A 25,209-nucleotide genomic window follows, 5' to 3' on the forward strand; every position below is an offset into this window, starting at 1 on the left:
CTCCTACGAAGAGCAAGAGCCCCTCACCCTAACCCTCTCCCGCAAGCGGGAGAGGGGACTGTTCGGTGCAGGATGAAACCACACTGTCAGCCAGCACAATCGGCCCCCTCTCCCACTGGGAGAGGGCTGGGGTGAGGGGATCGCCCGAGCGTCAGAAATCCACTCTCCCCCGCCCCGCCTTGATCGCCCCCCGCTTGCTCTTGCCCTCCAGCCGGCGCGTCTTCGAGCCCAGCGTCGGCTTGGTCGGACGGCGCTTCTTCTCCACCTTCGTGACGCTGCGGATCAGCTCCGCCAGGCGGTTCAGCGCGTCCTCGCGGTTCTGCTCCTGGGTGCGGTATTGCTGCGCCTTGATCACCACCACGCCGTCGCTGGTGATGCGCTGGTCGCTCAGGGCCAGCAGGCGTTCCTTGTAGAACTCCGGCAGCGATGAGGCGCGCACATCGAAGCGCAGATGTACGGCACTGGACACCTTGTTGACGTTCTGCCCGCCAGCGCCCTGCGCGCGGATGGCGTTGAGCTCGATCTCGGCGTCAGGGATCTGCACGGAATTGGAAATCTGCAGCATAGGGAGGATTCAGGGAGGAAATGATGGTCAGGATACCGCGCACCGCCGCGCCTGTCCCGAAGCCATCTGGTTCGCCGCGCAGCGTCCGTTCCTGACTTTTGCGTCAATTTTTGTATACGTCTTTGTGTACAAGTTTTACTTGCAATGTCATCAATTCACCATTAGAACCCAGCCTGTCACCGACCGCCGTTCACACGGCGGGACGCCGGCCCCGAAGCCACGAAAAACAAGAACAACACAGAGGTGCAACATGGTTTCTTCCGCGATGACGGCCCCTGGCGCCGTCCGCCCCCACCCGCGCTCCAGCCGCCGCCTGAGCAACGGCCGCCGGTTCGCACTCGGTACCGCGCTGGTGCTCGCCCCACTGGGCATGGCACAGGCCGATGACGATCGATTCTTCGAGTGGACCAGCAATACGCTGGGCTTCCGCTACGGCAAGGGCTTCACCAACCCGAACAACCCGCACGACATCAGCAAGCGCATCTTCAGCTTCAGCCATGCCGACGGTTACCGCTACGGCAGCAACTTCTTCCACCTCGACGTGCTGCAGTCCGACAGCGATGACCCGCGCAAGGGCACCGACAGCGGCAGCAGCGAGGTCTACGGGGTATTCCGCAGCCAGCTGTACGCCTCGCGGGTGTTCGACCTGCCGCAAGGCAAGGGCCTGGTGAAGAACCACGCCCTCACCTTCGGTTTCGACGCCAGCCGCAACAACAACCTCGGCTCGGCGAAGAAGCGCGCACTGGTATTCGGCCCCACCATCAAGTTCAACGGGCCCGGCGTGCTCGACCTGTCGCTGTTCTATTACCGTGAGAAGAACCACTCCGGCATCCCCAACGTGAAGCACCCGGACCACACCTTCGACACCACCTACATGGTCAACCTGACCTGGCTACGGCCGTTCCAGCTGGGTGACCACGGGGCGAAGTTCCAGGGCTTCCTGAACTACACCGGGGAGAAGGGCGAGGACTACAACGACAACGACACCGCGCCGGAAACGCTGGTGCGCACCTCGCTGATGTTCGCCACCATGCCGGGCACCAAGCGCCAGCCGAACCTGTGGCTGGGCGTGGGCTACGAGTATTGGCACAACAAGTTCGGCGTGGACGGCGGACGCGGTACCCGCACCTCGACACCGACGGTGAATCTCGAATTCACTTTCTGACACGCTCCTACAGGTTTAATCCGCGTATCGGCCTATGTTCGGTCGTAGGGCGCATAACCTGGAACAGGTTATGCGCCGTTGCCCGCGCGGCGGATAACGCTGGCGCGTTATTCGCCCTATAAGAGCTTTCCGCACAGGGGCGCTGACATGAAAAAGCCCGGCATCTGCCGGGCTTTTCCGTTCGGGCGCCACAAGAAAAATCAGCTCTCCTTGCAGGCTACGCCGTCGGCGGGCTCGCCGCCTTTCCAATCCTTGTACAGGGTGGCGTCTTCGCCCTTGGTCCACCAGATGTACTGGCCGGCAGCGTACTTGGCGCCGGAGGCGGAGATGACGTTGGCGAAGACCAGGCTGGAGGCGTCGGTCACCGGCACCACGGCCAGACTGTTGTCGCCCTTGTTCAGGTACTGCACGCTGATCTTGCGGCCGTCCTCACACTTGTACGAGACACTGCGCGAGTCCAGCTTGGCGTCGCCAGGCAGGACCAGCGCGTCGACCTGGGGCGCTTTCTTTTCTTCGCCACCACAGGCGACGAGCAGGACCGGCACGGCCGCCGCGAGCAGCCAAAGTGCTTTTTTCATGAGTATCCCTCTGACGAAAAATGGCCCGGTCACTCTAGGAAAGGTCGGGCCGCGCGGTCAATCACGGGCGGCCCGGCACAAAGTCTGGCAGTCAGTCGGCCAGCACGGCGGCCGCCTCACCACGCCGCGCCGGCTGGCGCTTGAGGCGATAGCAGCCATACATCACCAGCAGCCACACCGGAATCGCATAGACCGACACCTGGATGCCCGGAGTAAGCAGCATGACACCGAGGATGAACACCACGAAGCCCAGGCATAGCCAGTTGGCCGCCGGGTAAGCCACGGCGCGGAAGGCGGTGCGCTTGCCGTCGGCATCCATGCGCGCGCGGAACTTCAGGTGCGCCAGGCTGATCATCGCCCAGTTGATCACCAGCGCGGCGACCACCAGGGACATCAGCAGCTCCAGCGCACGGGCCGGGACCAGGTAGTTCACCAGCACGGCGAGGAAGGTCACCGCCGCCGAGACCATCAGCGAGCGCACCGGCACGCCACGGCTGTCTACCTTGGCCAGCGCACGCGGAGCATCGCCCTGCTCCGCCAGGCCCACCAACATGCGGCCGTTGCAGTAGGTGCCGCTGTTGTAGACCGACAGCGCGGCGGTGAGCACCACGAAGTTGAGGACGTGGGCCGCGGTGCTACTGCCGATCATCGAGAAGATCTGCACGAAGGGGCTGCCGCTGTAGGAGTCGCCGGAAGCATTCAGGGTCTGCAGCAGGCTGTCCCAGGGCGTCAGCGAGAGCAGCACGGTGAGCGCGCCGATGTAGAAGATCAGGATGCGGTAGATCACCTGGTTGATCGCCTTGGGGATCACCCGCTTCGGCTGATCGGCCTCGGCGGCGGTGAAGCCGAGCATCTCCAGCCCGCCGAAGGAGAACATGATAATCGCCATGGCCATCACCAGCCCGCTGATGCCATTGGGGAAGAAGCCGCCGTGGGCCCACAGGTTGCTCACCGCAGCCTGCTCGCCGCCGGTACCGCCGGCCAACAGGTAGCAGCCCAGGGCGATCATGCCGACGATGGCGGCGACCTTGATGATGGCGAACCAGAACTCCGCCTCGCCGAAGGCCTTCACGTTGAACAGGTTGATCGCGTTGACCACGACGAAGAACAGCGCGGCGGTGGCCCAGGTCGGCACGTCCGGCCACCAGTAGTGGATGTACTTGCCCACCGCGGTGAGCTCCGACATGCCCACCAGGATGTACAGCACCCAGCAGTTCCAGCCCGAGAGGAAGCCGGCGAAGCCGCCCCAGTACTTGTGCGCGAAGTGGCTGAAGGAGCCGGCGACGGGCTCCTCGACGATCATCTCGCCGAGCTGGCGCATGATCAGGAAGGCGATGAAACCGGCGATGGCGTAGCCGAGGATCATCGACGGACCGGCGGACTTGAGCACCCCGGCCGAGCCGAGGAACAGCCCGGTACCGATGGCGCCGCCGAGGGCGATCAGCTGGATATGGCGATTCTTCAGGCCGCGCTGGAGCTGGCCTGCGTGTTGAGTTTCACGCGTCATGCGTCACCTGTTGTTTTTATCTGTGACGGGATCGGCCGCCCGGCTTGTGGCCAGGCGGTGCCTGTAGTGCGAGCAAGGCAAGGCTAAAGAGCGGTGGAGCGGTGGGGCTTACTGGGCGTCGGGCTGCACCTCCGGGGCGGCCTGCTGGAAGGCTTCGAGGGATTCGCAGCGCGCGGCGATGGCGAGCAGGCGCGGGCAACCGGAGAGGTCGCAGTTGAAGCGGCGAGCGTTGTACAGCTGGGGAATCAGGCAGGCCTCGAAGTAGCCCGGGCGCTCGCCCAGGGACAGCGGGCCGGTCCAGTGAGCGACGCCCTCTTCCACCGCGCGCAGGCCGGTCTCGACCCAATGGCGGATCCAAGCATTTTTCGCCTCGTCTGCCACAGCCAGCGGGCCGCTGAGGTACTGCAATACGCGCAGGTTGTTCAGCGGGTGGATGTCGCAGGCGATATGCAGGGCCAGCGCGCGCACCTGCGCACGTTGCAGCGCATCGCGCGGCAACAGGCCGGGTTGCGGGTGGGTTTCGTCGAGGTATTCGAGGATCGCCAGGGACTGGGCAATGCGCGCGTCGCCGTCCACCAGCAACGGCACCAGTTCCTGCGGGTTGAGCGACGTGTACTCGGCGGCATGCTGTTGCCCGCCGTCCTTCACCAGGTGCACTGGCACCTGGCGGTAGGCCAGGCCTTTCAGACCGAGGGCGATGCGCACGCGGTAGGCGGCGCTGGAGCGCCAGTAGGAATACAGGGTGAGCATGGCGGTTCTCCGCAGGCGGCCGCGCGGATCTGGCGGCCGCCCTCGATCAGGTTACTGCTCGGAGATCACGCCACGGCGAATCTGGTCTTCCTCGATGGACTCGAACAGGGCCTTGAAGTTGCCCTCGCCGAAGCCCTGGTTGCCCTTGCGCTGGATGATCTCGAAGAAGATCGGGCCGATCACCGTGTTGGTGAAGATCTGCAGCAGGATGCCGTCGTCGCCCGGCGCGCCGTCGATGAGGATGTTCAGCTCGCGCAGTTGCTCCAGCGGCTCGCCGTGACCGGCGACGCGGGTATCGACCTTGGCGTAATAGGTGTCCGGGGTGCTCATGAAGTCCACACCGTTGGCGCGCAGCTGGCGCACGGTGGCGTAGATGTCCTCGGTGGTCAGGGCGATGTGCTGGATGCCTTCGCCGTGGTATTCGCGGATGAATTCCTCGATCTGCGACTTGTCGTCCGCCGACTCGTTGATCGGGATGCGGATCTTCCCGCACGGCGCGGTCATGGCGCGGGACAGCAGGCCGGTGAGCTTGCCTTCGATGTCGAAGTAGCGAATCTCGCGGAAGTTGGCGATACGCTCGTAGAAGCCGGACCAGACGTCCATCTGGCCGCGCTTGACGTTGTGGGTCAGGTGGTCGATGCACAGCAGGCCGACGGCATTGTCGCAGGCCGAGCGGCCTTCGATGAACTCGAAGTCGACGTCATAGATGCTCTTGTCGCCGTAACGGTCGACGAGATACAGCAGCGAACCGCCGATACCTTCGACGCAAGGGATGTTCAGCTCGCCGAAGTTGGCGTGGCTGCCCACCAGCTTGGCGCCCTGGGATTCGACGTAGGCGGCAGCCTGTGCTGCATTCTTCACCCGGAAGGCCATGGCGCAGGCGCTGGGACCGTGTTTCTTGGCGAACTCGTGGACGTGGCCGGTGGGGCTGCCGTTGAGCACGATGTTGATGTCGTTCTGCTGGAACAGGAAGACTTCCTTGGAACGGTGTTTGGCGGTCTCGGTGAAGCCCATGCCGGTGAACAGCTGGCGCAGTTGCTCGATGCCCTGGGCGTCGGGGGCGGTGAACTCGACGAACTCGAAGCCGTCGGTGCCGATGGGATTGTGTTGTTCGATCTTGGTCACGGCGTTCATCCGGCCTCCTCGTTGTCGTTATCGGCTGGCTCGGCGCGAGGCCGTCCAGGCGTCTGGAATGCCTTCATCACAACTGTCGCGGGGCTTTGGAACAAGCCGGGCGTCGAGGGTTTACGGCACGCCTGGCCGCAGGGCCCGGAAAGAAATCCTTACGCGATGAAAAGCCCCGTGCGGCAAGCCGCCGCAGCGTAAAGAAATCGTGACAAGGTGGTGCGCCAGCCTGCCAGTGCGAGTGCCGCGCTCTCGTCAGGGCGCCATGCGGCGGCTACCATGCGGCCCATCTCCCCTGCCCGACTCGTCCCATGGCCCGTGCCGCGCCTCCTGATTTCGATTCCACGCCCGCTTCCCTGCGCGCCCTGGCCCGCAGCTATCCGCGCGGTTTGCACATCGAGCCGCACTCTCACGACTGGGGACAGGTGCTCTACGCCATGTCCGGGGTGATGTGGCTGGAAACGCCGTCCGAAGCGCTGCTGGTTCCGCCTAACCGCGCCGTCTGGCTGCCGCCGCAGGTGCCCCACGGCATCCGCGTGGTCAGCGAGCTGCAGATGCGCAACATCTACCTGCGGCCTGGGACAGCGGATTCGCTCGGCGAGCAGGTGCAGGCCTTCGAGGTGGGCGGGCTGCTGCGCGAGCTGATCGTCACCCTGGTGCAGCACGAGAGCGAGCCCGACTCCGAGTACTACCAGGCGCTGTCGCAGCTGGCCGTGCTGGAGCTGCAACGCGCTCGCAGCCTGCTGTTGCGCGTGCCGCTGCCGGATGACTCCGACCGCCGCCTGCTCAGCCTGTGCCTGGCGGTGATGGCCGAGCCGAGCCAGGAGATTTCCTTCGAGCAGCACGCCGCCGACGCCGGCGCCAGCGTACGCACCCTCGCCCGCCTGTTTCAGCGCAGCCTGGGCATGGGCTTCGCCCAGTGGCGGCGGCAGGTACAACTGGCCACGGCAGTGGCGCAGCTCAACGAAGGCCTCGCGGTGAGCCAGATCGCCCACGGACTGGGGTATCAGCCGGGGAGCTTCAGCGAGATGTTCCGCCGTGAGCTGGGCGTGGCACCGTCGGAATACTGCGCCCGGTAGGCCGGGCCTTTCGCAGGAGCGAGCTTGCTCGCGAACGGCATTGCACCGTGCCTTGCGGGTTCGCGAGCAAGCTCGCTCCTACAGGAAAAGCGTGCTCCACGCTCTGGCTCTGGCTCTGGCTCTGGCTCTGGCTCTGGCTCTGGCTCCGGCTTCTAGAAGACTTCCAGAGAAACATCCAGGCGCTCCGGAATGCCCCGTTCAGGAGGCCTCGTTGAATTGGAGTTTCAGGGGTTGAGCGACATGGATGTCGCGAGAGCTGCGATGGGCCAGGGATGGCCCTTCGCAGCGTGCCCCTGAAACTTCGATTCAACGAGGGAATTTTTCGCCTAAGCGAAAAACCGGATGTCCGGGGCAAGACCTTTGCCTTCTTTGGGGCGTTTGCCAAAGAAGGTCGCCCGAGGGGGCGAAACACTGAGTTTGCGCGCAAGCCGTCGCGGCGCTGAAAACCTCAAGCCAACGCAGGACCGTAGGCCGCATTACCCGGAACGGGTTATGCGCTGATTACCTCGCGGCGGATAACGCTGGCGCGTTATGCACCCTACGATCTGGCCTCAGCCTTCTCGGGGGCCGGCACGCTCCTCCAATACCCCGTCCATCATCTGTCCGATATTCCGAAGCCAATGACCGGCGGCGCCAAGGCGCGGCTCCTAGACTGGTTCCACTCCCGCCAGCCGCCGGAACCATCCACGGAGGACACCATGAGTTACCTGATCTCCCTGGCCATCGGCATCGCCGTCGGCCTCGCCTACCACTTCCTCGACTTCCGCTCGCCAGCGCCGCCGCTGGTGGCGCTGATCGGCCTGCTGGGCATGCAGATTGGCGAGAACGCCCTGCCACTGCTGACCCGCTGGCTCCACTGATCACCCTCTCCCACTGATTGCCAAGGACCCGTGCCATGAAAGCCCTGCAATTCGACCGTACCGGCGACCTCGCCGCCCTGAGCTTCACCGACATTGCCGACCCGGTGCCCGCCGCCGATGAAGTGCTGGTGGAAATCCATGCCGCCGGCCTGAACCCCAGCGACGTGAAGAACGTCCTCGGCCGCTTCCCCTACACCACCCTGCCCCGCGTGCCCGGCCGTGACTTCGCCGGCACCGTGGTGAAAGGTCCGGCCGAACTGCTGGGCAAATCCGTCTGGGGCACCGGCAAGGGGCTGGGCTTCACCCGCAACGGCAGCCACGCGCAACGGATGAGCGTGCCGGTCGGCGGTGTGGCGCTGATGCCCGAACGCATGAGTTTCGCCCAGGCAGCCAGCTGCGGCGTCCCCTTCACCACAGCCTGGGACGCCCTGGAGCGCAGCCAGGTCGGTGCCGGCACCCGCCTGCTGGTGATCGGTTCCGGTGCCGTCGGCGCGGCGGCCATCTCCCTGGCCAAGGCCCGTGGCGCACAAGTGCTGGGCGCGGTACGACGTGCCGAATCACAGGTGGAATTGCAGGCCCAGAGCGTGCCGAGCATTCTGCTGGGCTCGACGGACACTCTGGCGGCGCAGGTAGAAGAGCACTTCCCCGGCGGCGCCGAGGTGATTTTCGACACCACCGGTTTCTGGCTGCCGGCGGCGGTCTCCGCCCTGGCGACCTTCGGCCGCATCGCCATCATCGCCGCACCGGTGGACGGCCACGTGCAGTTGCCAGCCCTGGCGCTGTATCGCCGCGGCGGTTCGGTGGTGGGAGTGAATTCGCTGCTGTACGACACGATCGCCTGCGCCGCGATGCTGCGCCAGTTCGGCCAGTGGTTCGACGACGGCAGGCTGCCGCTGCCCAGCGGCCTGCGCGAAGTGCCACTGAGCGAGGGCGTACAGCGCTATCACGAGATCAATGAGGGCAGCAGCGAGAAGATCATTCTCGTGCCTTGAGGCTGATTTTGACTTCGGTGAAGAGCCCTCTCCCTGAAGGGAGAGGGCGCACGCCGCGCCAAATCGTCAGGCAAGCCCCGCGAACCCCCTACCCCGCCACCTTCATCGAAGAGGTCCGCAGCGCCCCGCCCTGCGCCTGCTCCAACGCCAGGCACTGGTCGAGGAACATGCGCATGTAGCCGTAGCTCTTGCAGATCGCCTCACGCAGCGCCAGGCAGCGCGGCATGGCGAGCTGCGGGCCGCAAAGGGTGCAGATGATCTCCAGTGCTTCCCAGGGATGATCGTCGTCGTAGCGGGCGTGCATCTTCAGCCAGCGCATGGCGTCCTTGCGGGCGCCGGCCGGCAGGCTGCGTTCGTAGGTATCGGTGGAGCAGACCAGCGCCGACCAGTCGCCGGTCGCGCCTTCGATGGCGTAGTTGGTGGCGGCCATGGCCAGCGCCAGTTCCTCGGTGGCGCAGCTGTGCCAACACCAGTGGCCGAGGGCGTGGAGTTCAGCGGGTACCAGCTGGGCCTTGAGTTCGGCCAGGGTCACGCCGTAGGCCTCGGCCCAGCGCACCCAATAGTCGGCGTGGTTGAGCTCGACGCGGATATTGCGCATCAGCCAGCGCCGCGCCATGTCTTCGCCGGGGCTGCGACCAAAGCGGGTTTTGAGCAGATTGTGGGACATGTACAGGGGGAACTGCTCCACCACCTGCCAGCCGCCTATGAGGAAGGCGCGCATGGTCTGTCGGCTCAACTGGCCGTCGCGCATGCGCGCGTAGAGGGGATGCTCGATTACCGACAGACGGCTGGTTTCGCATTCCTGCACCAGGCGCTGGGCCCAGTGCGGATAGCTGCAAAGCTCCTTGAGCGGCCCACTGCGAACAAAGGTGTCGTTCATCCAAGGCTCCGTTGCTGGTCGATCCATGCAAGCACCGGTAAATCAGGCCTCAGGTTAGTCCTGTCTTGGCTGCGCGTCACCGTCCGGAGGTTGTGTCGGATGCTACAGCTGCGACGTGCGTTTCACGCAGGAAGCTCCGATTGAAGGGTTGTGGGCGCGCCAGACCGTATCCCTGGGCGTAATCGATGCCGATTTCCCGCAGCACTTCGAGGATTTCCTGGGTTTCGACGAACTCTGCCACCGTGCGCTTGCCCATCACGTGGCCGATCTGGTTGATCACCTGGACCATGGCGCGGTCGATGGGGTCTTCGAGCATGTCCTTGATGAAGCTGCCGTCGATCTTCAGGTAGTCCACCGGCAGGTGCTTGAGGTAGACGAAGGACGACATCCCGGCGCAGAAGTCATCCAGCGAGAAGCGGTAGCCCAGGGCCTTGAGTTCCTGGATGAAGCGGGTGGCGTTGACCAGGTTGGCGATGGCGCTGGTCTCGGTGATCTCGAAGCACACGCTGGCGGGCTCGATGCCGTAGCGCGGCTGCACGTCGCGGAGGAAGTCGAGGAAGGTCTCGTCACCGATGGTAGCGCCGGAAAGGTTGATGGCGCAGGTATGGATCGGTTCGTAACCGCCCTCGGCGTTGCGCTCGGCCAGGGTCCGGAAGGCGTTCTCGACCACCCAGCGGTCGATATCCGACATCAGGCCGTAGCGCTCGGCGGCGGGGATGAAGTTGATCGGCGCCACCAGCCGACCGCACTCGTCGTTCAGGCGCAGCAGCAACTCGACGTGGGCGCCTTCCATCGTGCGGTCGTCGACCGGGAAGATCGACTGCGCATAGAGACAGAAGCGCTCCTCCTCCAGCCCCAGGCGGATGCGCTGTACCCAGGCCATCTCGCCGACGCGGTTGGACAGCTCGGTATCGTCGGGGCGAAACACCTGGGCCCGGTTGCGGCCCTTCTCCTTGGCCATGTAGCAGGCCATGTCGGCGCAGCGCAGCGCCTCCTCCACCGACACCAGCATGGCGGAGATATGCACCACGCCAATACTTACGGTGATGTTGAAGCCGCGGCCCTCCCACATGAAGTGCAGCGCCTGCACGGTCAGGCGGATGCGCTCGGCGATCTGCACCGCCAGGTCCGCCGGGCAGTGTTCCAGGAGGATGCCGAACTCATCGCCGCCCAGGCGCGCCAGGGTGTCGCCGTCGCGCAGGCACTGCTGCAGCACGGAACAGACCTGGCGCAGCAGTTCGTCGCCGGCGGCATGGCCACAGGTGTCGTTGACCAGCTTGAACTGGTCCAGGTCCAGGTACATCAGCGAATGCTGGTCGCGGGAGTCCGCCGAGCTTTCCAGGGCCTGCTTGAGGCGGAATTCGAACTCGCGGCGGTTAGTCAGGCCGGTCAGCGCGTCATGGGTTGCCTGCCACGACAGGCTGGCCATGTACTGGCGCTCGCGGGTCATGTCGTGCAGCACCAGCACCACGCCAACCACCCGGCCATCGGCGTGGATGGGCGTGGCCACCAGGGTCACTGCCACGCTGGTGCCATCCAGACGCTGGATCAGCTTGCTGGTCTCGCTGCCGCCATCCACCTCGCCGCGCAGGATCTGCCCCACCAGTGGCAGTCCCTCGACCTGCGAATTCTCGTCGAGTATCCGCAGCAGCGAACGCAGCGGCAGGCCGACGGCCATGGAGTTGTCCCAGCCGATCAGGCGTTCCGCCGCCGGGTTGAAATAGGCAATGCACTCATGTTCATCGAGGGTAACCACGCCGTCGCCGATGGCGGCCAGTGTGGTCTGCGCACGCTCCCGCTCAGTATCCAGGGCGCTTTCGAAGGCGCGCTGCTGGTGCAGCAGCTTGCGGGTGCGCCAGACCGCCAGGAGGATCAGCGCCAGGCCGGTCAGCCCGTTGAGCACCAGCAGCACCCACATGATCATCCGCGAACCCTGCCCGAGCGCGGCGGAGAAGGCCATGGCAGCCGGCGTGACGCCGTCGTTGATGGCCTGGATTCGGCTGTTCCAGTAGCTCAGGTCGCCGGGGCGGACGTCATTGGCGCGGATCTTCGCGCTCATCTCGTCGGACAGTTGCTCCAACTGGTCGAGGTAGGCGTCGCCGATGATCCACATCTTCACCGCCTGGTCGAAGTAGCTGTACTCGTGGAAATAGCGGTACAGCCAGATCAGCGCGGCGACATCGTCGGGATGGATGCCCCCCTGCAAGGCCCCGGCGCGGGCTAGTTCCAGGTCGGGTTGGCTGAGGTCGAGGGCAGCGCGGAAGGTACGGTCACCCTGGGGTATCGCGATGGCGGTGCGATAGCGCTCGTAATCCTCCGCGTCACGGCTCTGGCCATAGAGTTGCAGGTAATGGATGGCGTCCTTCTGGCCCTTGGACCAGAGGCTCTCACCGCCGACGTAGGCGCGCACGCCTGAAAGAATTATGAAGCTGCCGCTGCCGATCAGCGTCTGCAGCAGGACCACGACCATGAACGGCCAGACCAGCTTGAGCAGACGCGTCGTACGCCGGGTCGGCAATAGCCCCATTGCATCCATAACCAGTTTCGACTTCCTTCTTTGAATTTCTGGCAGGCCACGGGGTGCGGTGAAGGCTCGCCCTGGGACTTTTCTATCAGGCCGCCCCTTCCTTAACTTCTAGCCGATCACGGGAATTCCTCAAACCGCCGGTGCGAGCCTGGGCGTCCGAAGTCCCGCCGTCCGGCGGAAAACTGCGTTTTTACTGGGCGAAACGCCCTTTATCGCTATCCGACCGCTCCTTTGAGAGCGAACGATCAGCGGCCTTGCGACAGTCAAGGCCATGTGCCATACCTCTGTCGTGCAATTTGCAAAGAAAAGCGAGCAACCGACGGAGCGGCCATGCCACGGCGGGATATGGACATGCGGTACGACCGGCTGGTGGGCCTGACTTACGAGTGCGTGCTCGACGAAGCCAACTGGCTGCCGCTGCTCACCGAGCTGATCTGCGCCAGTGGCCGCCAGCAGGGTGCCCTACTGTTCTGGGACCAGACCGAGAGCGGTGCGCTGGCCAGCGAAATCAACCTCTGCGACCCCGGCGCCATCGAGACCTACAACCGCGAGTTCTGCACCATCGACCCGTCCAAGGGTTTCATGCTCCACCGCCCGGTCGGCCACTGGTATCACGACCGCGAGGAGTACGGCCCGCAGCGCATGGCCCGCGACCCTTACTATCAGGAGTTCCAGCGCCCCAACGGCATGCACAACGTGTCGTGCCTGAAGCTAAACGAGCAGGCCAATTCCGGCGTCTACCTGTCAGTGCTGACCAGCCTCGGCGCACGCTACCCCGGTCCGCAGGAACAGACCTTGCTGACCCGTCTGAGCGAACACCTGATCCGCGCCGCACGGATGTTCGGGCGCATCGACGAGATGCGCCAGCAGTTGGCCCACCGCGACCTGCTGCTGGACCAGCACCCCACCCCGCTGTGGCTGCTCGAAGGCAACGCCCGCGTGCTCTACGCCAACCAGGCCGCGCAACAGCGGCTCGGGCTGCGCGGCGGGCTGTTCCATGAGGTTTTCGGCCGCCTGCACTGCCGCCAGCACGACGCGAAACTCCAGGCCCTGGTACGCCACGCCGCGCCCAGCGCCGGCAAGGGCAAGGGCAAGGCCGGCTGGCTGCCGCTGGGCGATGGCAGCGGGCAGGAACTGCTGGTCACGCCAGTGCCCGCCGAAGCCAGTTTCAACCAACCTTTCCAGCGCCCGCTGGTGCTGCTGGCGCTGCTCGACGCGCACCGCCAGAGCCGCCTGCTGGGCGAACTGTTCGGCCTCACCCCGGCCGAACAGCGCCTGGGCGACCTGCTGGTCCGCGGGCTGACGCCCGAACAGTGTACCGACCAGCTTGGCACTTCGATCAATACGGTGCGCAGCCAACTGCGTGCGTTGTTCCGCAAGACCCACACCAGCCGCCAGGCCGAACTGGTCAGCCTGCTGGTGCGGCTCGGGCAGCGCTGAATTTTCGCGTCGTCATTCATTCAGATGATGGCCCGGGGCCAACCGGCTCCTAAGGTGTTGGACGGATCACCGGCAAGGCCGGTGGCGCTTTCTCATCACTGAGCGGTATCCCAGGTGGACGGCATGGACAACGGCACCCAGCAGAATCCGAACTCGCTAACCGAAGCCATCGAGCAACTCGAACAGCAGCTGCGTCACCTCCGGGACGACGAGACCGACCTGCTGGCGCTCGCCACCGGCAGCGCGCCGCCGGCCGAAGCCCCGCGCGTGGTGCCCTTCCCCCGGCGCCGCGAACGGCCGATGGGGGAAGGTGCCGGCAACGCCGTGCTGATGGACTACCTCTACGGCATCGACAGCACCCTGCGCTCGCTGCTGCCCGACGGGCCTACCGAGGAGTTGTTCCGCTACGCCAGCTCGGCGCCGGCATCCCGCGCGCTGCGCTCACGCCGCCAGCTGCTGGCGCGGGAGATCGACCGCTGCTGCCAACAGCTCAGCGGCCAGGCGCGCATTCTTTGTGTAGGCTGCGGACACCTGCGCGAGGCCGAGTTGGCGCGCTCGCTGCGCCATGGCCAGTTCCGCCAGTTCACCGCGCTGGATGCGCAGGCGCTGTCCCTGCAGACGGTGGAGGCCTGCTATGCCGCGCTCGGCGTCCAGACGCAGCAATGCAACCTGGACGACCTGTTCTACGGACGGCAGGACCTCTGCCATTTCGACCTGATCTACTCGCCGGGCCTCTACGAGGTGCTGGACGACCACGACGCCCGCGACCTGACCCGCAACCTGTTCGCCCGCCTGCTGCCCGGCGGGCGCCTGCTGATGGGCAACTTCCTCCCCGGCGTGCCGGACATCGCCTACCTCGAAGGCCTGCTGGACTGGCGCCCGCACTACCGCAACGATGCTGCCCTGCTCGACCTCCTGCTGGGCATTCCCTACAACGACATAGGCAGCGCGCGGGTCTTCCACGACCTGGGCAATTGCGTGGCCTTCCTCGAAGTCACCCGCTACGGCTGATCAGCCCTGCTGCAGGTGGCCGTAAAGGCGCGCATAGAGCCCGCCTTCGGCGATCAGTTGCTGGTGGTCGCCGTCCTCGGCGATACGCCCGCCGTCGAACACCAGCACGCGGTCGGCCTGTTTCACCGCGGACAGGCGGTGGGCGATGATCAGCGTGGTACGGCCTTCGAGAAAGCGCTCCAGCGCCTGGTGCAGGGCGTACTCGGTGGCGGCATCGAGGGCGGACGTGGCCTCGTCAAGGATCACCACCTTGGGTTCGGCGAGCACCATGCGGGCAATCGCCAGGCGCTGCCGCTGGCCGCCGGAGAGACGTACACCGGAACGCCCGACCACGCTGTCCAGTCCCTGCGGCAAGGCGCGGATGGTGTCCGCCAGCTGCGCTACTTCCAGCGCGCGCCAGCAGGCTTCGTCGCCGCGCTCGCGCCCCATGGTCAGGTTGGCGCGCACCGTGTCGTTGAACAGCGCCGGGTGCTGCAGTACCACGGCCACATGCTCGCGCACGCAATCCAGACCGATCTCCTCCAGCGCCGCGCCGCCGTAGCGGATGCTGCCGGACTGCGGCTGGTAGAGGCCCAGCAGCAGTTGCACCAGGGTGCTCTTGCCGCCGCCGCTGGCGCCGACGATGGCAACCTTCTCGCCGGGGGCGATGTCCAGGTCGAGGTCGTCCAGCACCCGCTCATCGCGATAGGCGAAGCTCAGGTCGCGCACCTGGATGCCGACGCTGGTGTGCCCGGCGAACGGATCGCGGCGGTGCTCATAGTGCGGTTCGTCGGCGCGCGCCAGCAGCTCATTGATGCGGGTCAGCGCACCACCGGCGGCGTAGTAGGCGTATTGCAGGCTGAGCAGTTGTTCCACCGGGCCGATCATGAACCACAGGTAGCTGAACACCGCGAGCATCTGGCCGATGGACAGGTCGGAGAACAGCACAGTGAGCATCGCGGCGGCACGGAACAGGTCGATGCCGAACTGGAACAGCAGCCCGCTGGCGCGCCCGGCGGCATCGCTCTTCCACTGCGAGGCGACGGCGTAGTCGCGCACTTCGCGAGCGCGCACGCCGAGACGGCCGAGGAAGAAGCCCTGGCGGTTGCCGGCACGCACTTCCTGGATGGCTTCGAGGGTTTCGGTCAGCGCCTGGGTGAAGCGCGAGGTGCTGTCGTTCTCCAGCTTCTTCAGGTGCTTCACGCGCTTGCCCAGCTGCACCGTGGCGAAGATCACCAGCGGGTTGAACAGCAGGATCAGCAGCGCCAGTTTCCAGTGCATCCAGATCAGGATGCCGGCGGTGCCGCAGAGGGTCAGCAGCGCCACCAGGAAGCGGCTCAGGGTATCGCCGACGAACTTGTCGAGGGTGTCGAGATCGGTCACCAGGTGCGCGCTGACCGAGCCGCCGCCGAGGGTTTCGTACTCGCCCAGAGCGATGCGTTTAAGGCGCTCGATCAGGCGCAGGCGGATGCGGTACACCACATCCTTGGACAACCGCGCGAACAGCTTGGCCTGCAGCACGTTGAACACCAGCGCGCAGCTGCGCAGCACCAGGGTTACCAGCAGCATCAGGCCGATGTAGCCGACCGGTTTGTGCCAGCCCTCGGGCAGCCAGTGGTTCATCACCTGCAGGGCCGCGTCGCCCTTGCCCAGCAGCACCTCATCGACCAGCAGTGGCAGCAGCAGCGGGATCGGTACGCTGCAGGCGGTCGCCAGCACGGCGACCAGGTTGGCCAGCAGCAGGGCCTTGCGATGACGGAAAGCAAGCCGGCGAATTTCCGCCCAGCTCAGGCGGTCAGCGGCCAGCTCAGGCATGCCGCGCGCGCTCCAGCCAGCGCTCCAGCAACGGGGCGAGTTCGCCCAGCGGCTGGTAGCCGTTGGTCAGCAGGGCCAGTTGGCCGTCGCGCTCGGCCAACAGCGTGGGGAAGCCGGCGATGCCCAGGTCGCGGGCCCAGGAAAAATCGGCCAGGGTCGCCAGGTGGTTGTCCTGGCTGTCGAAGGCTTCGGCAAACTCGATGCGCGGCAGGCCGACCTGTTCGGCCAGCTCGGTGAGCACGCTGGCCTGTGTGACGTCGCGGCCTTCGGCGTAGAAGGCATGCTGGATTTCGCCGACCAGCGCCCAGGCGCAGTCTTCATCGAGGCGGCGCGCGGTGACGATGGCCCGGCAGGCCGGCTCGGTGTCGTATACGAAACCATCGGGCAGCGCGTTTTCGAAGCGGAACGGCTGGTTGGTGGCACGGTGCACCGCTTCCCAGTGTTCGAGGATGTAGCGCTTGGTAGTCGGCTCCAGCGCGGCGCCCTGCCCCGTGCGCAGCCCGCCCATCACCAACGCCAGCGGCACGCCCGCGGCGCGCGCCTGCTCCACCAGCTTCCCGGCCACCGGAGCGAAGCCCCAGCACCAGGAGCACATCGGGTCCATCACGTAGAGCAGGCGGCTGGTCATGGATCAGTTCTCCGCGCGGGGATCACGGCCAATGGGATGTGGCTGGTTACGCTGGCGCGCCAGTTCGATCTGCTTCTGCCGCTCGCGGGCGCTGGCGCGAGTCTTCTCCGACAGCGAGTTCCAGCAGTGCGGGCAGCTGATACCGGGGGCGTAGTGCTCGGAAGCGCGGTCCTCGACAGAGATCGGGTTGCGGCAGGCATGGCACTGATCGTAGTCGCCTTCGGTCAGGTCATGGCGCACGGTCACGCGGTTGTCGAACACGAAACAGTCGCCGCGCCAGAGGGTCTGCGCCTCGGGCACTTCCTCCAGGTACTTGAGGATGCCGCCCTTGAGGTGGAAGACCTCTTCGAAGCCTTCGTTGAGCATGAAGCTCGAGGCCTTCTCGCAGCGGATGCCGCCGGTGCAGAACATCGCGACCTTCTTGTGTTTCACCGGGTCGTAGTGCTCGCGGATGTAGTCGGGAAACTCGCGGAACGACTTGGTCTTCGGGTCGATGGCGCCCTCGAAGGTGCCGATGGCCACTTCGTAGTCGTTGCGGGTGTCGATCAGCAGGACTTCCGGGTCCGAGATCAGCGCGTTCCAGTCCTGAGGCTCGACGTAGGTACCGACCTTGGCGTTCGGGTCCACGCCCGGTACGCCGAGGGTGACGATTTCCTTCTTCAGCTTGACCTTGGTGCGGTAGAAGGGCTGCTCGTCGCAGTACGACTCCTTGTGGTCGACATCGGCCAGGCGCGGGTCGGCGCGCAGCCAGGAGAGCAGGCCGTCGATGCCAGCGCGGGTGCCGGAGACGGTGCCATTGATGCCTTCCTCGGCGAGCAGCAAGGTGCCCTTCACGCCGTTGTCCAGCAGGGTCTGCAGCAGCGGTTCGCGCAGGGCGACGTAGTCGGGCAGGGAGACGAACTTGTACAACGCCGCGACGACGATTCTTTCGGTGGTCATGCATCACTCCAGTGGTCGCCCGCGTAAAGGGCGGACCGGGCTTCTTTGGGAACGAACGTTTGGAAACGAGCGTTTGGAAACGAAAGCTGATCGACAGCTGAAAATGACAGCGCCGGCAGAAGCCGGCGCTGGGAGTCGCATTCTACCGGAGCGGGGCGAACCCCGCACGCGGTTGGTCGGCCACCGATCAGTGCATCAGACTCTCAATGCAGATCATGCTTGCTGCCGCCACGGCAGGTTGGCGAATCCGGTGCCGCGCCCTGCTGCGCCCACTCCTCGGGGGTGTAGGTGTGCATGGCGAGGGCGTGGATCTGGCCCATCAGCTCGCCGAGCGTGGCGTAGACCTTCTGATGCCGCTTCACCGCGTTCAGCCCGGCGAACGCCGGGCTGACGATCACGGCCTTGTAGTGCGTTTCCTGTCCGCGGCTGTGCATGTGGCTCTCGTCGAGCACCTCGAGGTGCTGGGGTTCGAGGGTGCCCAGGGCGGATTGGAGTCGGTCACGCATGCTCATGTCGGGTCTCGCTGGCAGTCAGTACGGTTCAGGCAGGTGGAAATCAGGACGATCAGGGCTTCTTGGCCGGAGCCGCCGGGGCCTTCACGCCCAGTTCCTTGTCCATGTCGGCCATCAGCTTGTTCACCGGCTCCACCGCGGTCTGCAGTTTGGCCTGGGTCAGCTGGGCGGATTCGGCGGTCAGGCGCGGCATCTTCTCCAGCACCTTGCGGCCCAGGGGCGATGCGTAGAAATCGTTGAGCTGCTTGAGCTCGGATTCGCTGAAGTTGCTGGTGTAGAGCTTGACCAGTTCGGGCTTGAGCTTGTCCCAACCCACCGCGCGGTCCAGTTCGGCGTTGGCCTTGGCCTGGTAGCGGTCGAGCACGGCCTTCTTGCTGTCCGGCGCCTTGGCCTGGGCGAAGCGCTGGGCGAGCATCTGCTGGACTTGCGCGTAGACCGGCACGGTCAGCTTGTCGGCATGGACCTGCTTGAGGAATTTCTCCGCCTCGGCGTTGGCGTCAGCCAGTGCCACGGAACTGAAGCCAACCAGAAGTGCTGCGGTGCAGAGGGAACGAAGAACGGTCATGGGGCAGTCCTGTGAGTCTGAAGGGTGTCCGGGTGGGACCCGCCATTCTGCGCCTAAGTTCGGAATGTGCTCAAGAGAGTGCCAAATGACATGGAAGTGACCGGCTTCTCTTGTAGGACAGTTCATGAAACGTCATGCTGCGGCGCGTTGCCACATGGATGTGACCGATGAACACCCTCACCCACCCGCCGACGCTCGCCGCCGCGCCGCCCCTGTGCGATGCACGCGGCCGCCTGAACAGTTCGGCCGTGGGCTGGTCGTCGCGGCCGCAGACGCTCTGCCAGCTTTCCGGCAACGCCGGCCGGCGCAAGCGCTGGAACCACTGGTGCATCAACGCGCCGGGCTGGATGCTCTCGATCACCATTGCCGACCTCGACTACCTGGGCTACGGCGCCGTGTACTTCCTCGATCTGGAAACCGGACGGTCAGTGCACCGCACCCAGTTCAGCCCCTTCGGCCTGGGCTGCCACCTGCCGGACACGCCGAACCAGACCCATGGCTTCGAACACGGCCAACTGCGCCTGGGCTTCGACGAGCAGCCCGGTCAGCTGCGCATCACCGCCTGCGCGCCGAACCTGGGCGGCCAGCCGCTGAACCTCTCCCTGGAAGTACAGCGTCCGGCGCACCTGGAGTCGGTCAATCTGGTGGTGCCCATGGGCGGTAAGTGCTTCCACGCCTGCAGTCGGCAGATGGGCCTGCCGATCAGTGGAAGTCTCACCCTCGGCAACAAGACCTACCGCTGCACCGAGGGCCAGAGCTTCGCCGCGTTGGATTTCGGCCGCGGCGTCTGGCCGTTCAATACCCAATGGACCCGCGCCGCCTTTGCCGCACCCGGTGGCATCGCCGGCAACTTCGGCGCCGGCTGGACGGAAAACAGCCACCTGAGCGAGAACGCCCTGTGGTTCGGCGGCGAGCTGCAGGCCCTGGACGGCCCTGTGGATATCCGTCAGTCCCCGCACGACCCGCTGTCACCCTGGCAGTTGAACAGCAGCGATGAGCGCGTCGACCTCATCTTCACCCCCCGCAAGCTGCACCGCGCCTGCCCGCGCCTGGGCCCGCTGTTTGCCGAGACCTGCCAGTGGTTCGGCCGCTTCGACGGCTCGCTGCGCAGCGCCGAGGGCGACCTGGTACCGGTCAATGGCGCACTGGGCTGGGTCGGCTCCACGCACGCTCGTTGGTAACTGCCTGTCCGTGAGCCTCGCACGCCATCCAAACCGCTCTATCACGGCCATTGAGCCAGAGTGGAACCCGGAAGCCTCGTAGCGGCCTAAACTGGCCGAGACCCTTTTCCGGAGAAGCACCATGAGCCGCACCGAAACCGACAGCCTCGGCCCCATCGAAGTCCCCGACGACGCCTACTGGGGCGCGCAGACCCAGCGCTCGCTGCAAAACTTCGCCATCGGCGGGCAGCGCATGCCGCTGGCCGTGGTGCACGCCCTGGTGCTGATCAAGAAGGCCGCCGCGCGGGTCAACGCGCAACTGGGCGAACTGCCGGAGAACATCACCAGCCTGATCGAGGAAGCCGCCGACGAAGTGCTGGCAGGCGAGCATGACGACCAGTTCCCGCTGGTGGTCTGGCAGACCGGCAGCGGCACCCAGAGCAACATGAACGTCAACGAGGTCATCGCCGGGCGCGCCAACGAGATCGCCGGCAACGGCCGCGGCGGCAAGAAGCCGGTGCACCCCAACGACCACGTGAACCGCGCACAGAGTTCCAACGACAGCTTCCCCACCGCCATGCACATCGCCGCCGCACAAGCGGTACAGCACGACCTGCTGCCGGCCATCGCCGAACTCAGCGGCGGCCTCGCCCAGCAGGCCGCGCGCCACGCCAATCTGGTGAAGACCGGGCGCACGCACCTGATGGACGCCACACCGGTCACCTTCGGCCAGGAGCTTTCCGCGTTCGTCGCCCAGCTGGACTACGCCGAGCGCGCCCTGCGCGCGGCGCTACCGGCGGTCTACGAGTTGGCCCAGGGCGGCACCGCCGTCGGTACCGGGCTGAACGCTCCGAAGGAGTTCGCCGACGCTATCGCGGCCGAGCTGGCCGACCTCTCCGGCCTGCCCTTCGTCTCCGCGCCGAACAAGTTCGCCGCCCTCGCAGGCCATGAGCCTCTGGTGACCCTGGCCGGCGCCATGAAGACCCTCGCCGTGGCACTGATGAAGATCGCCAACGACCTGCGCCTACTCGGTTCAGGCCCGCGCGCGGGGTTTGCCGAGGTGAAGCTGCCGGCCAACGAGCCTGGCTCCTCGATCATGCCCGGCAAGGTCAACCCGACCCAGTGCGAGGCGCTGTCGATGCTCGCCTGCCAGGTCTTCGGCAACGACGCGGCAATCACCTTCGCCGCCAGCCAGGGCCACCTGCAGCTCAACGTCTACAAGCCGGTCATCATCCACAACCTGCTGGAATCCGCGCGCCTGCTGGCCGACGGCTGCCGCAACTTCAATACCCACTGCGTCGCCGGCATGGAGCCGGACGCGGCGAAGATGCGCGAGCACCTCGACCGCGGCCTGATGCTGGTGACCGCGCTGAATCCGCACATCGGCTACGACAAGGCCGCCGAGATCGCCAAGAAGGCCTACGCAGAGGGCAAGACCCTGCGCGAAGCCGCGCTGGAGCTGGGCTACCTGACCGACGCCGAATTCGACCAGTGGGTGCGCCCGGAGACGATGCTGGAGGCCGGGCAGAATGGTTGAGCCGACCCGCTCCGGCGCCACACCGATCGAGGGCGACGGCAAGCGCGTGCTGCTGGTGCTGGGTTCACCCAAGCCCGGCGGCTTCTGCCATGCAGTGGCCGAGGCCTACGCCCACGGCGCCCGCGCAAAGGGCCATGTGGTGCACACGCTCAAGCTCGGCGAGATGAACTTCGACCCGGTGCTGCGCGGCGGCTACGAACAGAGCCAGAACCTAGAGCCGGACGTGCTCGAAGCCCAGCGGCAGATCCACTGGGCGCAGCACCTCGTGTTCGTCTACCCGATCTGGTGGGGCGGCCTGCCGGCGCTGCTGCAGGGCTTCTTCGACCGCGTACTGCAGCCGGGTTTCGCCTTCCGCTATCGCTCGCTGGAGTCCCGCGAGTTCGAGCCACTGCTGGGCGGCCGCAGCGCCGACCTGCTGGTCAGCCATGACCAGACCCACTGGCACTACCGCCTGCGCCAGGGCGCCCCAGCTCACCGGCAGATGACCCGCTGCATCCTCGCGCCCTGCGGCATCGCCCTGCACCAACTGGAGGAATTCAGCCCGGTGCGCGGCTCCGGCGAGGAGCAGCGGCAGGGCTGGCTGCGCCGGGCGGAGCAGTTGGGCACACAGGTGTGAAGGGACGGCGGGTTGCGCTTGATGCGTAATCCGCCCTGCCGTCGACACTCCATTCAGAAGGCATTCCCCACGCCTTGGGAAACGCCCTACATCGCACCCAACCACCACTTCCCTAGCATGCCCACGCCCCAATCCGGGGTTCCTCTTGCCTCTGGAGGCAGCATGCTTCGCAAACTCTCCGCCGAAATGATCGGCACTTTCTGGCTGGTGTTCGGTGGTTGCGGCAGCGCCATCTTCGCGGCCCACGCCATCGGCGTGCTGGGTGTCGCCCTGGCCTTTGGTCTGACGGTCGTAACCATGGCCTATGCCATCGGCCCGATCTCCGGGTGCCACCTGAACCCCGCTGTCAGCCTCGGCCTGTGGGCCGGCGGCCGCTTCCGCACCGCTGAGCTGGTGCCGTACATCATCGCCCAGTGCATCGGCGGCGTTCTCGCCGGCGGCGCCCTGTACCTGATCGCCACCGGCAAGGCCGGCTTCGACCCGCTGACCGGCTTCGCCGCCAACGGTTACGCCGAAGGCTCGCCGAGCGGCTACAGCCTGCAGTCCGCGCTAATGATCGAAGTGCTGATGACCGCGTTCTTCCTGTTCGTGATCATGGGCGCCACCGACAAGATCGCGCCGGCAGGCTTCGCCCCGCTGGCCATCGGCCTGACCCTGGCGCTGATCCACCTGATCAGCATCCCGCTGACCAACACTTCGGTTAACCCGGCGCGCAGCCTGGGCGTGGCGATCTTCGCCGACCCGCTGTTCATGAAGCAGCTGTGGCTGTTCTGGGTTGCCCCGCTGGCTGGCGGCGTGATCGGTGCACTGGCCTACCGTCTGGTTCGTCCCTCCAACGACTGAACCTTGCTGTGACAAGAAAACGGGCGCCTTCGGGCGCCCGTTTTCGTTGGTGTTCAGCCTTGCCGGAGTTGTAGGAGCGAGCTTGCTCGCGAACCCGCCCGGCTTCGGTGCCGCCGGGAAATCTGTTCGCGAGCAAGCTCGCTCCTACAGTTTCTTCGCCGGCCCATCGGATAGACTTCCAATGCCGTAGGGAGGATAACGCCAGCGGCGTTATCCATCGTTGACCGCCGACTCAGACGTCAGCCATGCGCGAGCGTCGCGCGCGGTAGCTACGCAGCAGCGAAGGGGCCAGCGCGGTGAGCGCCGAGCCGCTGACCACCAGCAGCGCGCCGAGATAAGCCAGGCCATTGAGCTCTTCGGGCGGCACGAACTCCGGCCACAGCGAGGCAGCCAGCGCCACCGAGGCGAAGGTCACCAGCGGCGTGATCGCCAGGGTCGCGCTGACCCGCGACGCCTCCCAGTGCGCCAGCGCCTCGGCGAAGGCGCCGTAGGCCACCAGGGTGTTCAGGCAGCAGGCCAGCAGCAGCCAGCCCTGCAGCGGCGACAGGTCCAGCGCCTCCAGCGGATGCGCCCAGGGCGTGAGCAGCGCGCCGCAGCCCAGGTAGATCACCATCATCACCTGCACCGAGGTCCACTGGGTCAGCAGCTGTTTCTGCGCCAGGCCATAGAAGGTCCAGATGAAGGCGGCGAAGACCACGATGAGCACACCGGTGGTGTACTCGCCGAGGGACCCGAACAACTCGGCCAGGCGCTGGTTGAAGAACAGCCCGAAACCAAAGACCAGCACCGCAAGGCCGAGCGCCTGGCCGATGCTGAAGCTTTCCTTGAAGACGAACAGGCTGCCCAGCAGCAGGAGGATCGGCGCGATCTGGATCACCAGTTGCGTGGTCCCCGGCGTTAGCAGGCGCAGGCCGATCAGGTAGCAGACGTAGTTGCCGGTCAGGCCGAGGATGGCGACCAGCACCAATCCCTTGCCGCGCTTGCCCAGCGGCGAGAAGCGCGGCAACTGGCGGGTGAGGCCCAGGTAGATGAACAGCAGGCCACCGGACACCACCAGGCGAAACCAGGTGACGGTGATCGGGTCCATGACCTTCAGGACTTCCTTGAGCTTGATCGGCAGGATGCCCCACAGGACGGCGGTGACCAGGGCAAGGAACAGGCCGAATTGCCAGCGGCCGGATGAAACGTGCATGGGAGCCTCGACGCGTGTGCGGTCCGCCATGCTAAGTCATGGCGGTATCGCCCCATAGGAACAGTTGGCCTGCGCAACTGTTCCGGTCGCCGCTCAGATCAGGGTCGAGAGGCGCAGCAGCCACCAGATCAGGATGATCAGCTGGACGAAGAAGGCGGCGAAGCGCACCCAAACCGCCAGCGCGGAGGTGCTGAGCAGGTGCACCACCGATTGGACGATGCGCGCCACCAGCAGGGTCGGCGCCAGCGGATCGGTGATCACTGTCTGCTGGGTGACCATGGCGTACAGCAGCACGGCGCAGAACAACGGCACGTTCTCCACGCAGTTGGCGTGGGCGCGCACCAGGCGCTGGCCGAAGGTGCCAGGGGTGTTGCTGCCGTCAGCGGCGAAGACGTTGACCTTCATGCGGCCGGACATCACCAGGAGGCCGCGCTGATTAACCACCAGCAGGACCAGCAGCACGGTCCAGGCGACCAGGCCGAGCAACGCGAAGGCAGAGGGACTCAGGGACATGCGGGACTCCTTTCTCTTGTTGGTTTGAGCGGAGTCTAGAGAAAGTAGAGCAATTGCTCTAGCCATGAATCGCCGGCGCAAAGGTGGGCAGAGCCTGTCGTCCAGCCCGACGCCATACTCGCAAAAGAAAACGGGCAGCCCGTCGCCAGACTGCCCGTTCTTTTCCAGCGCAGCATTTACAGCTTGGCGATGGAAACCTCGGTGGATTTCACGAAGGCGATCACTTCGCTGCCGATGGCCAGCTCCAGCTCCTTCACGGAACGGGTGGTGATCACCGAGGTCACGATGCCGGCGGCGGTCTGCACGTCGATTTCCGACAGCACATCGCCTTCGACGATCTCCTTGATGGTGCCTTTGAACTGGTTGCGGACGTTGATGGCTTTGATGGTCATGGCGTAGCTCCTTGGGAGAATCGGGTATTCACTGTGGGT

The 25,209-nt window shown here is 65.7% G+C and carries 24 protein-coding genes and 1 pseudogene; 10 read left to right on the forward strand and 15 right to left on the reverse strand.

The features are described from left to right. Window positions 1-151: 151 nt before the first annotated feature. On the reverse strand, window positions 152-565 hold the full coding sequence (gene arfB / locus IB274_RS01260; RefSeq protein WP_192430312.1) for an alternative ribosome rescue aminoacyl-tRNA hydrolase ArfB: 414 nt from the start codon (window positions 563-565) through the stop codon (window positions 152-154). A 370-nt stretch (window positions 566-935) separates the two neighbouring features. Between arfB and IB274_RS01265 the strand changes: the two genes are divergently transcribed. Next, complete coding sequence (locus IB274_RS01265; RefSeq protein ID WP_225614652.1) at window positions 936-1,730, forward strand: nucleoside-binding protein; 795 nt, start codon at window positions 936-938, stop codon at window positions 1,728-1,730. 200 nt (window positions 1,731-1,930) lie between these two features. Here the strand turns inward: IB274_RS01265 and IB274_RS01270 are convergent, their stop codons facing one another. From IB274_RS01270 to hppD, 4 genes are all read right to left on the reverse strand, one after another. Then, window positions 1,931-2,308: an MliC family protein gene (locus tag IB274_RS01270; RefSeq protein WP_015476418.1), complete on the reverse strand. Its 378-nt coding sequence runs from the start codon at window positions 2,306-2,308 to the stop codon at window positions 1,931-1,933. Window positions 2,309-2,399: 91 nt separating this feature from the next. After that, a complete protein-coding gene (locus tag IB274_RS01275; protein ID WP_192430314.1) occupies window positions 2,400-3,815 on the reverse strand; it encodes an amino acid permease in 1,416 nt (471 codons plus the stop codon). 108 nt (window positions 3,816-3,923) lie between these two features. Beyond that, window positions 3,924-4,565: a maleylacetoacetate isomerase gene (gene maiA / locus IB274_RS01280; protein WP_192430315.1), complete on the reverse strand. Its 642-nt coding sequence runs from the start codon at window positions 4,563-4,565 to the stop codon at window positions 3,924-3,926. Between the two features lie 51 nt (window positions 4,566-4,616). Next, window positions 4,617-5,699 carry a 4-hydroxyphenylpyruvate dioxygenase gene (gene hppD, locus IB274_RS01285; protein ID WP_192430316.1) on the reverse strand — a complete coding sequence of 361 codons (1,083 nt, stop codon included), beginning with the start codon at window positions 5,697-5,699 and terminating at the stop codon, window positions 4,617-4,619. 302 nt (window positions 5,700-6,001) lie between these two features. Here hppD and IB274_RS01290 point away from each other — a divergent pair, with 302 nt between their 5' ends. From IB274_RS01290 to IB274_RS01300, 3 genes are all read left to right on the forward strand, one after another. Then, window positions 6,002-6,769 carry an AraC family transcriptional regulator gene (locus IB274_RS01290; protein WP_192430317.1) on the forward strand — a complete coding sequence of 256 codons (768 nt, stop codon included), beginning with the start codon at window positions 6,002-6,004 and terminating at the stop codon, window positions 6,767-6,769. A 698-nt stretch (window positions 6,770-7,467) separates the two neighbouring features. After that, a complete protein-coding gene (locus IB274_RS01295; RefSeq protein ID WP_017517667.1) occupies window positions 7,468-7,629 on the forward strand; it encodes a DUF1427 family protein in 162 nt (53 codons plus the stop codon). A 35-nt stretch (window positions 7,630-7,664) separates the two neighbouring features. Then, the gene (locus tag IB274_RS01300; RefSeq protein WP_192430318.1) at window positions 7,665-8,621 is read left to right on the forward strand and encodes a quinone oxidoreductase family protein; all 957 of its coding nucleotides are present in this window, start codon (window positions 7,665-7,667) and stop codon (window positions 8,619-8,621) included. 88 nt (window positions 8,622-8,709) lie between these two features. On the opposite strand, the gene IB274_RS01305 is transcribed toward IB274_RS01300, so the two are convergent. Both IB274_RS01305 and IB274_RS01310 read right to left on the reverse strand, forming a co-directional pair. Next, a complete protein-coding gene (locus tag IB274_RS01305) occupies window positions 8,710-9,501 on the reverse strand; it encodes a TenA family transcriptional regulator (RefSeq protein WP_192430319.1) in 792 nt (263 codons plus the stop codon). 76 nt (window positions 9,502-9,577) lie between these two features. Further along, window positions 9,578-12,028 carry an EAL domain-containing protein gene (locus tag IB274_RS01310; RefSeq protein WP_192430897.1) on the reverse strand — a complete coding sequence of 817 codons (2,451 nt, stop codon included), beginning with the start codon at window positions 12,026-12,028 and terminating at the stop codon, window positions 9,578-9,580. A gap of 351 nt (window positions 12,029-12,379) precedes the next feature. Here IB274_RS01310 and IB274_RS01315 point away from each other — a divergent pair, with 351 nt between their 5' ends. Together IB274_RS01315 and IB274_RS01320 are read left to right on the forward strand one after the other, a co-directional pair. Continuing rightward, window positions 12,380-13,468 carry a helix-turn-helix transcriptional regulator gene (locus tag IB274_RS01315; protein ID WP_225614614.1) on the forward strand — a complete coding sequence of 363 codons (1,089 nt, stop codon included), beginning with the start codon at window positions 12,380-12,382 and terminating at the stop codon, window positions 13,466-13,468. A gap of 123 nt (window positions 13,469-13,591) precedes the next feature. Further along, on the forward strand, window positions 13,592-14,479 hold the full coding sequence (locus tag IB274_RS01320; protein ID WP_192430320.1) for a class I SAM-dependent methyltransferase: 888 nt from the start codon (window positions 13,592-13,594) through the stop codon (window positions 14,477-14,479). Here IB274_RS01320 and IB274_RS01325 read toward each other — a convergent pair whose 3' ends face one another. From IB274_RS01325 to IB274_RS01345, 5 genes and pseudogenes are all read right to left on the reverse strand, one after another. Beyond that, window positions 14,480-16,273 carry an ABC transporter ATP-binding protein gene (locus tag IB274_RS01325; RefSeq protein ID WP_192430321.1) on the reverse strand — a complete coding sequence of 598 codons (1,794 nt, stop codon included), beginning with the start codon at window positions 16,271-16,273 and terminating at the stop codon, window positions 14,480-14,482. It abuts the gene before it with no gap. Next, window positions 16,266-16,901, reverse strand: coding sequence for a DsbA family protein (locus IB274_RS01330; RefSeq protein WP_192430322.1), 636 nt, complete (start codon window positions 16,899-16,901; stop codon window positions 16,266-16,268). The genes IB274_RS01325 and IB274_RS01330 overlap by 8 nt, the downstream gene beginning before the upstream one ends. 3 nt (window positions 16,902-16,904) lie before the next feature. Then, window positions 16,905-17,840, reverse strand: coding sequence for a rhodanese-related sulfurtransferase (locus IB274_RS01335; protein ID WP_192430323.1), 936 nt, complete (start codon window positions 17,838-17,840; stop codon window positions 16,905-16,907). A 203-nt stretch (window positions 17,841-18,043) separates the two neighbouring features. Then, the gene (locus tag IB274_RS01340) at window positions 18,044-18,352 is read right to left on the reverse strand and encodes a BolA family protein (RefSeq protein WP_192430324.1); all 309 of its coding nucleotides are present in this window, start codon (window positions 18,350-18,352) and stop codon (window positions 18,044-18,046) included. A gap of 52 nt (window positions 18,353-18,404) precedes the next feature. Further along, window positions 18,405-18,963, reverse strand: a pseudogene (locus tag IB274_RS01345) (DUF2059 domain-containing protein). A 121-nt stretch (window positions 18,964-19,084) separates the two neighbouring features. Between IB274_RS01345 and IB274_RS01350 the strand changes: the two are divergent. The 4 genes from IB274_RS01350 to aqpZ all read left to right on the forward strand — a co-directional run bounded on the left by IB274_RS01350 (window position 19,085) and on the right by aqpZ (window position 23,073). Then, window positions 19,085-20,098: a DUF2804 domain-containing protein gene (locus IB274_RS01350; RefSeq protein ID WP_192430325.1), complete on the forward strand. Its 1,014-nt coding sequence runs from the start codon at window positions 19,085-19,087 to the stop codon at window positions 20,096-20,098. Window positions 20,099-20,219: 121 nt separating this feature from the next. Continuing rightward, complete coding sequence (locus IB274_RS01355; RefSeq protein ID WP_192430326.1) at window positions 20,220-21,614, forward strand: class II fumarate hydratase; 1,395 nt, start codon at window positions 20,220-20,222, stop codon at window positions 21,612-21,614. Next, on the forward strand, window positions 21,607-22,230 hold the full coding sequence (locus tag IB274_RS01360; protein WP_192430327.1) for an NAD(P)H-dependent oxidoreductase: 624 nt from the start codon (window positions 21,607-21,609) through the stop codon (window positions 22,228-22,230). The genes IB274_RS01355 and IB274_RS01360 overlap by 8 nt, the downstream gene beginning before the upstream one ends. 162 nt (window positions 22,231-22,392) lie before the next feature. After that, window positions 22,393-23,073: an aquaporin Z gene (gene aqpZ, locus IB274_RS01365; RefSeq protein ID WP_192430328.1), complete on the forward strand. Its 681-nt coding sequence runs from the start codon at window positions 22,393-22,395 to the stop codon at window positions 23,071-23,073. A 232-nt stretch (window positions 23,074-23,305) separates the two neighbouring features. On the opposite strand, the gene IB274_RS01370 is transcribed toward aqpZ, so the two are convergent. The 3 genes from IB274_RS01370 to IB274_RS01380 all read right to left on the reverse strand — a co-directional run bounded on the left by IB274_RS01370 (window position 23,306) and on the right by IB274_RS01380 (window position 25,170). Then, window positions 23,306-24,265 (reverse strand): DMT family transporter, encoded by a 960-nt coding sequence (locus IB274_RS01370; RefSeq protein WP_192430329.1) that lies wholly within the window; start codon window positions 24,263-24,265, stop codon window positions 23,306-23,308. 93 nt (window positions 24,266-24,358) lie between these two features. Continuing rightward, window positions 24,359-24,778, reverse strand: coding sequence for an MAPEG family protein (locus tag IB274_RS01375; RefSeq protein ID WP_192430330.1), 420 nt, complete (start codon window positions 24,776-24,778; stop codon window positions 24,359-24,361). 176 nt (window positions 24,779-24,954) lie between these two features. Next, complete coding sequence (locus tag IB274_RS01380; protein ID WP_017517652.1) at window positions 24,955-25,170, reverse strand: TOBE domain-containing protein; 216 nt, start codon at window positions 25,168-25,170, stop codon at window positions 24,955-24,957. Window positions 25,171-25,209 lie beyond the last annotated feature (39 nt).

The sequence above is a fragment of the Pseudomonas sp. PDM18 genome, assembly GCF_014852585.1.
Classification (GTDB): Bacteria; Pseudomonadota; Gammaproteobacteria; order Pseudomonadales; family Pseudomonadaceae; genus Pseudomonas.